General features: G+C 37.3%; 11 protein-coding genes and 2 pseudogenes. 10 read left to right on the forward strand and 3 right to left on the reverse strand.

Annotated features, from left to right (window positions below; translation table 11 throughout):
• Window positions 1-71: 71 nt before the first annotated feature.
• Entirely contained in the window at window positions 72-1,103 is a 1,032-nt protein-coding gene (hemH, locus tag Q5W13_RS09225; RefSeq protein ID WP_155595186.1) for a ferrochelatase, read from the forward strand.
• Window positions 1,104-1,143: 40 nt separating this feature from the next.
• On the forward strand, window positions 1,144-2,532 hold the full coding sequence (locus Q5W13_RS09230) for an MATE family efflux transporter (protein WP_304446094.1): 1,389 nt from the start codon (window positions 1,144-1,146) through the stop codon (window positions 2,530-2,532).
• A gap of 36 nt (window positions 2,533-2,568) precedes the next feature.
• Here Q5W13_RS09230 and Q5W13_RS09235 read toward each other — a convergent pair whose 3' ends face one another.
• The 3 genes from Q5W13_RS09235 to Q5W13_RS09245 all read right to left on the reverse strand — a co-directional run bounded on the left by Q5W13_RS09235 (window position 2,569) and on the right by Q5W13_RS09245 (window position 4,772).
• Window positions 2,569-2,721, reverse strand: coding sequence for a hypothetical protein (locus tag Q5W13_RS09235; protein ID WP_304446095.1), 153 nt, complete (start codon window positions 2,719-2,721; stop codon window positions 2,569-2,571).
• A 93-nt stretch (window positions 2,722-2,814) separates the two neighbouring features.
• The gene (locus Q5W13_RS09240) at window positions 2,815-3,897 is read right to left on the reverse strand and encodes an alpha/beta hydrolase family protein (protein WP_304446096.1); all 1,083 of its coding nucleotides are present in this window, start codon (window positions 3,895-3,897) and stop codon (window positions 2,815-2,817) included.
• Window positions 3,898-3,956: 59 nt separating this feature from the next.
• Window positions 3,957-4,772 carry an EcsC family protein gene (locus tag Q5W13_RS09245; RefSeq protein WP_304446097.1) on the reverse strand — a complete coding sequence of 272 codons (816 nt, stop codon included), beginning with the start codon at window positions 4,770-4,772 and terminating at the stop codon, window positions 3,957-3,959.
• A gap of 148 nt (window positions 4,773-4,920) precedes the next feature.
• On the opposite strand from Q5W13_RS09245, the gene Q5W13_RS09250 reads away from it, so the two are divergent.
• The 8 genes and pseudogenes from Q5W13_RS09250 (at window position 4,921) to Q5W13_RS09285 (ending at window position 13,103) form a co-directional block, all read left to right on the forward strand.
• Entirely contained in the window at window positions 4,921-5,604 is a 684-nt protein-coding gene (locus tag Q5W13_RS09250; RefSeq protein ID WP_304446098.1) for a TlpA family protein disulfide reductase, read from the forward strand.
• Window positions 5,605-5,716: 112 nt separating this feature from the next.
• Window positions 5,717-6,223, forward strand: coding sequence for a CopD family protein (locus tag Q5W13_RS09255; protein ID WP_304446099.1), 507 nt, complete (start codon window positions 5,717-5,719; stop codon window positions 6,221-6,223).
• Between the two features lie 160 nt (window positions 6,224-6,383).
• Window positions 6,384-7,793, forward strand: coding sequence for a sensor histidine kinase (locus Q5W13_RS09260; protein ID WP_304446487.1), 1,410 nt, complete (start codon window positions 6,384-6,386; stop codon window positions 7,791-7,793).
• A 48-nt stretch (window positions 7,794-7,841) separates the two neighbouring features.
• A pseudogene (locus Q5W13_RS09265) lies at window positions 7,842-8,632 on the forward strand (enoyl-CoA hydratase/isomerase family protein).
• Between the two features lie 9 nt (window positions 8,633-8,641).
• Window positions 8,642-9,376, forward strand: a complete 735-nt coding sequence (locus Q5W13_RS09270; protein WP_304446100.1) for a hypothetical protein — start codon at window positions 8,642-8,644, stop codon at window positions 9,374-9,376.
• A gap of 23 nt (window positions 9,377-9,399) precedes the next feature.
• A complete protein-coding gene (locus tag Q5W13_RS09275) occupies window positions 9,400-10,191 on the forward strand; it encodes a hypothetical protein (RefSeq protein WP_304446101.1) in 792 nt (263 codons plus the stop codon).
• A gap of 57 nt (window positions 10,192-10,248) precedes the next feature.
• Window positions 10,249-11,321, forward strand: a pseudogene (locus tag Q5W13_RS09280) (PA0069 family radical SAM protein).
• Between the two features lie 372 nt (window positions 11,322-11,693).
• On the forward strand, window positions 11,694-13,103 hold the full coding sequence (locus Q5W13_RS09285) for a glycosyltransferase family 2 protein (protein ID WP_155595178.1): 1,410 nt from the start codon (window positions 11,694-11,696) through the stop codon (window positions 13,101-13,103).
• Window positions 13,104-13,147: the final 44 nt, after the last annotated feature.

Here is a 13,147-nt window from a genome sequence, read left to right on the forward strand (position 1 = left end):
ATTCACGTAAAGCTGAAAGTTCTGTTCTGTGAAATAGTTTGTCTTACAAACCAAAAAAGTATTGCTACACTATGAAAGGAGTTTTATTGGTTAATTTGGGTTCTCCAGACAGCCCTACAGCAAAGGATGTTAAGCCTTATTTAGATGAGTTTTTAATGGATGAACGCGTGATCGATGTGCCTAATTGGTTACGTAATATTTTGGTTCGTGGAATTATTCTACAAACCCGTCCAAAAAAATCTGCTGAAGCTTACGCCAAAATTTGGTGGGAAGAAGGTTCTCCATTAATAGTCCTTTCGGAGCGGTTTGCCAATAAGGTAAAAGAACATTCAGATATACCAGTAGCTTTAGGAATGCGCTACGGTAGCATGCCTATAAAAGGTGCTTTGAAAGAGTTAAATGACAAAGGTGTAGATGAGGTTTTACTAGTTCCTTTGTATCCGCATTATGCCATGTCATCTTATGAAACGGTAGTAGTAAAAGTTATGGAAGAGCAAGAAAAGCTTTTTCCGAACATGAAATTGACTACGCTTCCTGCTTTTTATAAAAATCCAGAATATATACGTGTTCTTTCAGAACGAATTGCCGAAAGTCTTGAAGGTTTTGATTATGACCATATTTTATTTTCATACCACGGTATTCCAGAAAGACATATTCGCAAGTCAGACCCAACACGCTTTCATTGTAAAATAGATGGCAAATGTTGTCAGACGAACTCTGTGGCACATAATACCTGTTATCGTCACCAGTGTTTTGATACGACTGAATCTGTAAAGGCATATTTGAACCTTCCTGCGGATAAAGTAAGTAACTCTTTTCAATCGCGTCTTCCTAACGACCCGTGGTTAAAGCCATACACGGATTTTGAATTTGAACGTTTTCCAAAAGAAGGCATAAAGAATCTTGCGGTCATTACACCGGCATTTGTTGCCGATTGTTTAGAGACCCTAGAAGAAATCGCTATGGAAGGACAACACCAATTTCAGGAAGCTGGTGGTAAAGAATACAAGCATATACCTTGTTTGAACGAAAGTGATGCTTGGGTAAAGGTTATGGCCAACTGGATTAAAGACTGGCAAGAAACGGGTGCTTTGCCTGCATAAGATAATCGTAACCGCTTGTACAACGTCTAATTGATTAAATATGGCTAAAGTATCCGCAGAACAATTAGGGTCGGAACTAATAGGAAAGCTTTTGGTGAAACAGGCCTTACCGGCGTCTATTGGTATTTTGGTGATGTCGCTCAATATTTTGGTCGACTCCATTTTTGTTGGTAACTGGATTGGCTCTATTGCCATTGCAGCTATAAACGTAGTGTTGCCAGTTTCCTTTTTTATTGCAGCATTGGGGATGTCTATTGGTATTGGTGGGTCTAGTATTATCTCTAGAGCACTTGGGGCCGATGACCACTCCAAAGCCGTAAAGACTTTTGGCAATCAAATCACTTTAACCTTACTGATTACTACTGTAATGGTAGTGCTAGGGCTTTATTATGTTGATGAGCTCATACCTGCTTTTGGAGGGAAAGGAACCATCTTTAAGCCTGCTAAAATATATTATACCATTGTGCTTTATGGAGTGCCTTTCTTGGCGCTTTGTATGATGGGGAATACGGTAATCCGTGCAGAGGGGAAACCCAAATTTGCTATGATTGCCATGATTATCCCATCTATTGGTAATCTTGTAATGGACTACGTGTTCATTTATATATTTGATTGGGGTATGGAAGGTGCCGCTTGGGCTACAACCGTTGGGTATGTTCTATGTGCGGCCTATGTACTTTACTTTTTTCTATCGGATAAATCTGAACTGAAACTAAAGCCTGCTTGCTTTAAACTGGAGTTGCCCATTATAAAAGAAATTGGCTCCTTAGGATTTGTTACGTTATCACGGCAAGCAACCACGAGTGTAGTTTACCTTTTAATGAACAACATTCTTTTTGATTTGGGAGGAGAGGCTATGGTTGCTGTTTATGCCATTGTTGGGCGTATGTTAATGTTTGCTTTGTTTCCGGTATTTGGTGTTACCCAAGGGTTTTTGCCTATTGCTGGATTTAATTATGGGGCAAAAAAATACCAAAGGGTACGAAAATCTATTAACACGGCAATAAAATATGCTTCGCTCTTGGCAGCCATTGTGTTTGTTGGGCTCATGATTTTTCCTCAAGAAATTGCATCGTTGTTTTTAAGTGATAGAGAAGGGCAATCGGCAATTGATATAGCAGCGAATGCTTACGTTTTAGAGCACATATCTTTAGCTATGCGTTTGGTGTTTGCAGCAACTCCTATTATTGCTTTGCAGTTGATTGGTGCAGCCTACTTTCAAGCGATTGGGAAGGCTATACCAGCATTGTTACTCACCTTATCTAGACAAGGTTTCTTTTTTATTCCGCTTATATTAATTTTGCCCAATTACCTGGGAGAATTGGGAGTTTGGCTTTCTTTTCCGATAGCAGATGTTTTGGCTACCATTGTAACCGGTTTCTATTTGAGAAAGGAAATAAAGAATACTTTAGTCAAAGAAGAGACATAGATTCTGCCTCTTCTCGACTTATAATTTTCAATTATTTTATTGTTTCATATTGGCTTCTGCAGCTTTAGCGTGCATTAACTGCATACCTGTTGATGATCTAGGTTTAAAACCGTTCCAATCTTTCTCATTAGATTCTACAGGAATGTCCAGATACTCGGCATAGTCGGCACCTTTTAAGTGGGTTCCCAAAAATGCAGTAAGAAAGTGTTGGTTGATGTTATTGATTTTTCGCTGATCCCAAGACGGTTCGGCATATCTGAAATATTCATCAATGTGTAATCCTTATTGAAGAGCTTCTGCTGGCGGAGGGTTAGGAGCTACATTATGTCTCGCATTCTTATAAGTTAGTAAGTATCGGTCTGCATTAACAGCGCCTTCATAAATTGCTTTAATACCTTTTTCATAACCAGATATATCATCTTGGTCACCAGCCACAAATAAGGTTGGCTTTTTTAAACCAGCTAATCCTGTAGCATCCCAAACACCACGTTCCATTCCCCAAGGAGCAAAAGCAACAACTGCTTTAATTCTTGGGTCTATTTGTTTTTGGTATTCTGCGTTACTGGCAGCTAAGGCAGAAATTGCTGTGCTACCACCAGTCATTTGTCCAAAGAAAGCCGTCATACCGTCACTGTAGCCTGCGCCGCCAACATTAAGTACACCATAACCTCCCATAGAATATCCAACGATACCTATATATTCGGAATCTACCATTCCTGAAAGCTGGTCCTTTGATGAAGAACCCCCTTTTTCGGCAATAGTGTTGATTACGAATTTGATGTCTTTTGCGCGGTTAAGCAATGTACTTTGAAAAGCGTTGGCATCTTTAAAGGTTGAATCCGTATGGTCTATAGAAACCACCACATAACCTTTTGAGGCCAAGTTTTCGGTTAAGTAGGTCATAAGATACCTAGAACCTACGTATCCGTGTGATACTACTATTAATGGATATCCACCCTTGTTAGCCTTTGGTGCTGCATCGCGATAAGCCCTACCTTTAAAATAAAAAGGAACCAATGGGCGTAATGAATCACCTCTGGTGCCCATTACCTCTTCATAGGAAACTGTAGCTGTTTTATTTGCCGGAGCTTCAGAAGGATACCAAACTTCTATGGTAAGTGCTCGATCATACATGGGGTCTTTACCCTCCTTTGAGTTTAAAATATCTACTTGGTCTTTATGGACCAGGTTAAGTGTGCGTACGCCAACGGTGTGGTCTCCTCGTTCTGCTAATTCAGGAGCGTCTGGGAGTGCATCGCCATATAAAAAATCTTGGGCTTGAGTTGTGAATGTTGCGCATAAAAACAGTAATGTCGCAGCAATTTTCACGTTTGCCTTTCGGGCAAAGGGGACTTTAATTTTCATAGTGTTGAAATTGAGTTGAGTCTAAATGTAATGAAATTACATAAGAAATTTATGAGGCATTAGATTTTTGCAATAGACATTTCTTCGTATGCTAATCTTATTTGCTCTTCGCCGTATTTACGTTCCAAACGCCTAATACTAAAATGTGCGTGAGCCATATTTTGAAAGTGATCAATGAAGGCAAGATTGATTGAAGCGCCACCTGCAGCGCCTATAATGGGTATGGCTTGAGCTACAAATTTTTCTGAAACTTGTATGCTAAATCTAGAAGCTACTTGAGCTATTAATTGCAGTAAAGGGTTTCCCGTAGTATTCAATAAGGTAGTTACCGTTTTACCGGAAATTCCACTAGCGCCTTTTACTGCAGAGCCAATAGCTATTCTTGTTGCGTAATATCCAGTATCTAGATTGTCATCATGTCTACTCTTTCCGCCTAGGGCAAAAACTTGTAGACAGGCCAACTGTGAGTCTAGTGAATTTAAGTCTTCTCCTTCACTACGCGCAATATCCATAATAGAGCGCATCATGAGTTTGGTAGCCAGTGTAAGATCTACTGCAAAAGCACTTGCGCCCAAAGCTCCTCCAATAGCGCCAGATGATGTTACGAGCGCTTTATAAAAATTATTAATAGGTGTAGTTTTTCCTTTTTTGTTCATTGACAGCAAATTGGTCTTTACTACGGTATGGAGCACTTTATAGGTTATATGCTGTAACCAATTACGTTGCTTTTGTGGTAACAGTTGAATGCGACTTTCTATAACATTGCCCATCTTGTTCAGACCTTGCATTGCCCAACCTATTTGTTCCATTTTTTGTTTGGCAGAACGAAGCGTTAGCAAATCTTCTGGTGTAAGTTTATTGTTTGTGATTTTCAAAGCGAGTGTTTTAATATATGGGCTGCTCTAAAATAAGCATTCCTGCAATTTATTGGGCTAAATGGGCTAACTTTTGTAATAACTTCATTTTTCCTATATTTAGGGAAGAGGAACAGCAAAACAGAACTGTTCTCCCTATAAACCAAACATGAAAAACCTCCATTATTTTATAGTATTTAGCATACTATTATTTTCCCAACAACTTGAAGCCCAAAAATTTTTTAAAATAGCAAATGATGTAGTTGACGAAGCTACATTTAAGGAGGGCTTAGCGCTTATTGCAGAAGAATACGATCCGCAGATAGTTACATATAAAACTTTTGAGCGTGTAACCTCAAAAGATAGTATTATAGAGAATATTTCTATAGTTGTTCTAGAGGAAGATGAGGAAGAAGAAGTTTATAGGGTATTTGATTTTTTAGGAAAGCCTTTACCGGATTTTGAGTTTAGTGATGTAACCGGAAGCTCTATTTCAAAACAGAAATTTTCAGGAAAATACACTGTAGTAGGGCTTTATAAAGATGCAGCGCAAGTAAGAAAAGCACATATAAAATCATTAAACGCTTTGGTGAATACAGGCGAATACAATGCTGTAGCGCTCATCGCGAAAAACGGAAATATGGCAGGTATAGCTAAGAGGGCAGATTTTCCTGTTTTGAACGAGTGCATTTCATGGTATATTGATAATATTTCAATACCTGAATCGCCAAAATTTCTGGTCTTGGATGAAACTGGTAACCTGAAGTATATTTTTCAAGAATTTCCACAAAAGGAGGATGTTATACAGCCTTTAGATCCGGTCCACTTGAAGATATATGATATTCTTAGATAGAAACCTTACCAACTTTTAGGGAGGATATTTCTTGTTTTCCCTAACTTTGAGGTCATAATACCTAAAGTTAGAATTCGTGTATCAATACATAAAAGCATTACATCTTATTTTTGTGATTACGTGGTTCGCCGGGTTGTTCTATATTCCTAGATTGTTCATTTATCATATTGAGGCTGCTGCTAAATCTTCTCCTGAAAAAGAAATTCTTACTAAACAGCTGAAGCTAATGACCAAAAGACTTTGGTTTATTATAACATGGCCTTCTGCTGTACTCGCAACTGGATTTGGTATTTGGTTGTTAATTCTAACACCGGTTTGGTTGCAACAACCGTGGATGCATGTAAAACTCGCATTTGTAGTGTTATTGATTATTTATCATTTAAAATCGCATCAAATTTTTAAACAATTGCAGCGCGATGAGGTAAAATACAGCTCTAAGTTCATGCGTATCTATAATGAGGGAGCTACTATTATTCTGTTTGCGGTGGTATTTTTGGTGATTTTGAAAAGTGCATTTAATTGGATTTTTGGTGTCATCGGTATTATTGTTCTGGGCATTCTTCTGATGCTTGGTATTAAATTGTACAAGAGAATCAGGTCTAAAAACCCTGAGGCATAGAAGATATATAGGTCATTTAAAATATACTTGACACACATTAATTGAACTATTTTAACGAGCTAATACGCGTGCATAGAATGGCGTGATATTTGCTACCTTTGATGTAAACTCCAATCTTTTGCTCACAAAATTTTCGCTAAGGTCGCGCATCTTCCTATCTATGATCCTTCTTGTGGTCGTGGCTTCTATTTTGATTGCTGGCGTTACTGTTTATCAGTATAAAGAACAGTCAGAAGATTATCATTCAAACCGTTTAGAGCGTAAAGAAGAACAGGTGAGGCAGAGTTTGGAGTATGTTCTCAAGAAAACTACATATCCTGTAACTACCGAAAATCTAGGGTTAATTTTTAATGAAGAGATTTATGAGATTGCCAATGTGCAAAATCAGCGATTGAATATCTATGATCTAGAAGGACAATTAATTAAAACCTCTAGGGCGAAATTTGAAGTTGATTCTATTTCAAATTGTTTGAGCCCGTACATTTTATTCAAACTACAGTCTAGTTCAAATAAGAGGTTTGTAGATCAGAAAGCATTGGCCGGTGATAATTATAAAGCTTCCTATACTTATATTACTGATAAACGATTTAAACCAATTGGTATTCTAAATTTACCATACTACGAAGATGACTCCTTTAACAACATGGAACTTAGAGAGTTTCTATTGCGTTTGGGCGGTGTTTATTTCTTTATGTTACTTATTGCCATTGGTTTAGCCTATTTTATATCTACATATATAACTCGTTCACTTCAGACCATATCGGATATGCTGGATAGGACTAATCTAGGAAAGAGAAATCATAAAATATTGATTGACAACCCTAGTGAAGAAATAGAGAAACTAGTTACTTCTTACAATGCTATGATCGATGAATTGGAACATAGTGCCGTAAAATTGGCCCGTAGTGAAAGGGAACAAGCTTGGCGAGAGATGGCGAAACAGGTAGCGCACGAAATTAAAAACCCGCTAACTCCTATGCGACTTACAGTTCAAAGTTTTGAACGAAAATTTGACCCACAAGACCCAAATATCGATACTAAAATAACCGAGTTCTCAAAAACACTCATTCAGCAAATAGATACTATGAGTAGTATTGCCTCTGCTTTTTCAAACTTTGCCGAGATGCCGGCTCAGCAGAATGAAACGGTAAACATAGTTGAAATTGTACGTTTGGCATTGGACATTTTTAATGAAGATTACATTCATTTTATTTCGGAGGAAAAAGAAATTATAACGAAATTAGACCGTACCCAATTAATACGTGTAGTTACTAACTTGGTCAAGAATGCCATACAGGCGGTTCCAGAAGTTGATAAGCCACAAATTGTGGTGTCCGTTTCATCAGATGGTGAATTCGCTAAATTATGTGTAGCAGATAACGGTATTGGTATTGAGGAAGGATTTAAAGACAAAATATTTGAACCAAAATTCACCACAAAGTCAAGTGGAATGGGCTTAGGTCTTGGTATGGTTAAAAATATTGTAGAGACTTACAAAGGGCATATCACTTTTACATCGCAACCGGGAAAAGGAACGGTGTTTTCCGTTAAGTTTCCAATTGTGAAATAAGTTTAGACAGAAATAAGGAACAATATATACTACTCAAAAAATCGCTATATGAAATTCAATAATGTTCTGGTAGATGATAAGCAATCTACTGCCATCGTAACAATTAACCGTCCCACAAAATTGAATGCTTTAAACCGTGAGACTATTCTTGAACTGCACGATGCGTTTAAAGCTCTAGAGGCTGATAAATCAATAAAGGTAATTATCTTAACTGGTAGCGGCGAGAAGGCTTTTGTAGCCGGTGCGGATATTTCTGAATTCTCTGACTTTTCAGTAAAAGAAGGCGGTAAATTATCTGCGAAAGGGCACAAAGTTCTTTTTGATTTCGTAGAAAATCTTTCTAAGCCTGTTATTGCGGCAGTTAACGGTTTTGCGTTGGGTGGAGGATTGGAGCTAGCTATGGCATGTCATTTTAGAGTGGCGAGTCATACAGCTAGAATGGGTCTTCCTGAAGTGTCTCTTGGTGTTATTCCTATTACGGAGGTACACAGCGTTTACCACAGCTAGTTGGTAAGGGCAGAGCTCTTGAACTTATAATGACAGCTGGAATGATCGATGTAGAGCGAGCATTGGATTATGGTTTAATAAACCATGTAGTATCTCAAGAAGAGCTAATTGGATTTTGTCAGAAGTTGGCAAGCAAGATATCGAATAACTCCCCTGTTGCACTCAGTTATGCAATAAAAGCGGTAAATGCGGGTTTTAAGAACAGTAATGGATATGATGAAGAAATAAAGGCTTTTGGTGCTTGTTTTGGTACCGAAGACTTTAAGGAAGGTACCTCCGCCTTTTTAGAAAAGAGGAAGGCCAATTTTATGGCGAGTAACATGTCCGCTTAAAACCTACTTATGCGAACCCGAAGAAGCCTTACAGCACTGCTGTTTCTGGCTACCCTAACTTTTTCAAATGCACAGGATATTCCTGTAGACTATAAGCTTGGAGAAAATTATTCCGATAGGTATAAATATTCTACCGTATTGGCAATAGACCGTTCCGCTAAAGAACAGACCGTACTTGTACGTACATATTATGGTGGTATGCCGCTAAGGGCGAAAGGCCATTTTATTGAGGTTTATGATACCGAACTTAATTTGGTAGCCGACTATAATTATAAATATGCCGGTAAACATATGGTAGACGGTTTTGTGAAAAATGGTCAGCTATATCTATTGGAGCTGGTCTATGATCACAAAGATGAAGCCTATAACTATGTAGTGCACCAAAGTCCTTTGGACGAGTTCAATTTTACCGAAAGAAAGTTGCTTTCTATTCCTTCCAAAGAAGTCATAAATCCGCTTGCAGTTAGTAAATACAATCAAAAATTTGGCAACGGATTTTCTACAGCAACTCATTTTAATGATGATAGGTCTGCTTTTGCAGTAACGGTTCACCACAGAGAAGGGAAAGAAGAGAAATATCATATCTATCTTTACGGAACAGATTTAAAACTTCAGTTGGACTATGATTTTAGCGCCAATATTGAGGAAAAGAATTATGCTTTTGAAAACATTGAAGTTTCAAAAGATTTAAAGGAATTGTACTTAATGGGGAAAGCCTTTTTTAAGAAAGAAGGTTTGACGTAAAGGAGAGAAGATTTCAATATGAATTGGTTCGTATTACTCAGGACGGTTATAAAACCCAAGAATTTGCAGATGCCGGACGGTTTTCAGAATCCTTAAAACCAGTATTGTCGGGTAACGATATGAAAGTGGTAGGTTTCTATGCAGATAGAAAAGATAACAGATACAATGGTTTAGTTTATTTTAATTTGGATGCTAATTCATTGGCAATTAAAGCGAAAAAATACAATCCGTTTTCAGATCAGTTTATGTTGGATAAATTTGGTCGTGAGGTAGATGCTGAAATCAAGAACCTTATTTTTAAAAGCGTTCATATTACCCCAAATAATGACATTCTCTTCAGTGCCGAAGAGTATTTTGTAACAGCCGGACAAGACATTGGATCAGGAGCTACTAAAAAAGTAGATCGTTTTCATTACAATGATATTGTTTTAGCAAAGCTTAATGCTTCGGGAGCAATGGAATGGGCTCGTAACATCAATAAGGCAGAGGTAACCCAAGGTGATGCTTCTTACGCTTCCTATACAGCTTATGGCGAGGGTGAAGACATGTACTTCTTCATTAATTCTGGTGAAAACCCGCAAAAAATGAGCAAGGAGCGAATCTTGTTCAAACAAGGGTTTAGCAGAAACCCTAACATGTTCGTTATTAAAGTGGATGGCTCCGGCGATCTTTCTTACAAGAAATTGATTGACGATAAAGATGTAAGATTGCCTATCATGGTATCTAGACCGTTTATAGATGATGCTTCTGACCACCTCTTGTTTTATGCCAAACGTGGTACAAAAAAGCAATTGGTAGAAGTGACTGTTAAATAGCAATAGTCTTTATTTGGTATTGGATTATTTCCATAAATTTGGAATAAATCCATTCAATTGAAATCTGAATCATATATAAAGGGCCGTGGTGCGCAACAAAACATTCACAATAAATTTCTTCAAAACGTCTATGAAACCCGAGACGATTTTCTTGAATTTTGCCGCATAGAAGGAGAGGAGGCAGATAGGAATAAGACACAGTACATTCCTATTTTTCCAAAGACAATAGTCAATAAAGTGACCAGCCCCGATGTAGGCATGCAGTATTCCATGAATCCTTATCAAGGTTGTGAGCATGGTTGCATTTATTGTTACGCTCGTAATACCCATGAATTTTGGGGCTATAGCGCCGGATTGGATTTTGAGCGAAAGATTTTAATCAAGAAGGATTCGGCCAAATTACTGGAGGCTAAATTGAAGAGTAAACGCTGGGAAGCGAGAACCATCGTGCTTTCAGGCAATACGGACTGTTATCAACCAGCAGAGAAAAAGTTTGAAATTACCCGTGATTGTCTCAAGATTTTTCTGAAGTACAAACATCCCGTTGGCATCATAACAAAAAATGCTCTGGTACTCCGCGATTTAGATATCCTAAAGGAACTAGCCAAAGACCGATTGATTGGGGTTAATGTTTCGGTAACCTCATTGTCCGAAGAAACCAGACGAATTCTTGAACCCAGAACTACTACCATTAAAAAGCGATTGGAAACTATTCGCATATTATCTGAAAATAACATTCCCGTAAATGCTATGTTGGCTCCCATAATACTATAATCAATAGCCATGAGATTATGAATTTGGCAAAAGCCGTTTCTGATAATGGTGCAAAATCATTCGCTTTTACTGTTGTCCGTCTCAATGGCGCAATTGGTCAAGTTTTTACTGATTGGATTCATAAAGCCTTACCGGACAAAGCTGACAAAGTATTACATCAAATTGAAGAATGCCATGGAGGCTCTTTAAATGATAGTCGGTTTGGTGTTCGCAGTAAAGGTGAAGGTAAGATTGCTACACAAATTCATGATTTGGTACGTCTGGCGCGACACACTTATTTTAAGAACAAATCTTTTCCTCCGCTCAACCACGAATTGCATGAGCAGTTCAAAGATGGGCAACTACGATTGTTTTGATAGCTATCCTTTAATAGGTTCTTTATTGCACTCATTTCCTGCTTTAATTCTAAATCTTCACGGTATTTGCCTTTACTCATTAGTTGGCAAGCCATCAGTAGGTAACTTTCACATAATGGGCTTTTTATAGATTATTGTCACATAAATGAGGTTAATCTGTTTTTAGTGTAATCTCATCAATGTCTTCTAAATATTCTGAGATCCGTAAATTTTCAATGTTGATGTTATTAATAACTACCCAAGAAGGTATAACGGTTGATATCCTCATAATCTTAGGGTTTTTTGAGCATGTTAAATTAATATCAAGTAAACATCCGAAAGGGATTAGATGACGTATAACAGATTCAGAACATCAATATCAAATACCATTATATGAAACAAAATACCACATTAAACATACCAGCTTCTCCTAAAAGAGGCTTAGTTCACAAATTCAAAGTTTTTATAGAGACTGCCAATGCCTGGGGCATTTTTGTTATGGGAAGCACTTTTGTCCTAATGATAGGTGCAGCTTATATGTCTTACATTTTAAGAAGTGATTTAACTGAGTTTAACTTAGAGCGATCTACTTCTTACTTCGGTCAGGCATTTATGTATTTGGCCATCAGTCTTTTTGTTTTTAAAGCAGTATTTTTTCTTTTTATCATTTTCAGGTATTTCAGATACAAGGCAATTAAGTCCGTTTCAAATGAAGAATTACCAACGGTTACAGTTATTGTACCTGCTTACAACGAAGGCAAACAGGTATATGATACTTTGATTAGTTTGGCTGAGAGTGATTTTCCACATGAAAAGTTAGAGTTATTATCTATTGACGATGGTAGTAAGGATGATACTTGGCATTGGATGAAAGAAGCAAAAAAGGTTTTGGGTGATCGTGTAACGATTTTTCAACAACCAAAAAACATGGGAAAACGCCATGGTTTATACAGAGGATTTAATGAAGGTAAAGGTGAAGTTTTTGTAACCGTAGATAGTGATTCTATAGTAGACAAGGATACACTACGTAATTTAGTTAGCCCGTTTGTGGTAAATGAAAATTGTGGAGCGGTTGCTGGAAACATACGTGTTCTTAATAACAAAAAGGCATTACTTCCAAAGATGTTGGATGTGAGTTTTGTTATGAGTTTTGAATTTGTAAGATCTGCTGAAAGTTCTTTAAACTCAGTATTATGTACTCCGGGAGCTTTAGCAGCTTACCGTAGAACTGCTGTTTTTAACTGTTTAGATCAGTGGATAAATCAAACTTTTATGGGGCAGCCTTCAGATATTGGAGAGGATCGCGCTATGACAAATATGATTTTGAAACAAGGATATCATGTTTTGTTTCAAAGAAACGCATATGCTTATACTAATGTTCCTGAGCAGTATACTGGTCTTTACAAAATGTTCATTAGATGGGGTAGAAGTAATGTTCGTGAAAACATTGAAATGTCTAAGTATGTATTTACAAACTTTAGAAAAGGATCAAAATTTGGACCAAGGTTGTTGTTCATAAGCCAATCCATTAAAATATTAATGAGCTACCCATTCTTGTTCTTTATGTTTTTCTTTATTTTGACACACCCACTTTTGTTCTTAAGCTCTACCCTTTTTAGCATATTGATATTGTCAACATTCCCAGTGTTGTTTTATGCAAAACGATATAATTTTAAAGAATCTTTTTGGGCATATTCATATAGTATCCTATTCACTTTTGGTTTGTTCTGGATTACTCCATATGCTATTGCAACAGCAAATAAAAGAGGTTGGTTAACTCGTGAATTACCAACAAAGAAGTAATTGATGTGTAGTAATAATATATACCGAGAATGGTTTTGATAATC

Origin of the sequence: Zobellia laminariae (assembly GCF_030553095.1) — a bacterium.
Taxonomy (GTDB): Bacteria; Bacteroidota; Bacteroidia; order Flavobacteriales; family Flavobacteriaceae; genus Zobellia; species Zobellia laminariae.

Excerpts from the sequence above, each read along its gene's own strand:
- hemH (WP_155595186.1), top strand. The coding sequence starts at position 72 with ATGAAAGGAGTTTTATTGGTTAATTTGGGTTCTCCAGACAGCCCTACA.
- Q5W13_RS09230 (WP_304446094.1), top strand. The coding sequence starts at position 1,144 with ATGGCTAAAGTATCCGCAGAACAATTAGGGTCGGAACTAATAGGAAAG.
- Q5W13_RS09240 (WP_304446096.1), bottom strand. The coding sequence starts at position 3,897 with ATGAAAATTAAAGTCCCCTTTGCCCGAAAGGCAAACGTGAAAATTGCT.
- Q5W13_RS09250 (WP_304446098.1), top strand. The coding sequence starts at position 4,921 with ATGAAAAACCTCCATTATTTTATAGTATTTAGCATACTATTATTTTCC.
- Q5W13_RS09260 (WP_304446487.1), top strand. The coding sequence starts at position 6,384 with ATGATCCTTCTTGTGGTCGTGGCTTCTATTTTGATTGCTGGCGTTACT.
- Q5W13_RS09270 (WP_304446100.1), top strand. The coding sequence starts at position 8,642 with ATGCGAACCCGAAGAAGCCTTACAGCACTGCTGTTTCTGGCTACCCTA.
- Q5W13_RS09285 (WP_155595178.1), top strand. The coding sequence starts at position 11,694 with ATGAAACAAAATACCACATTAAACATACCAGCTTCTCCTAAAAGAGGC.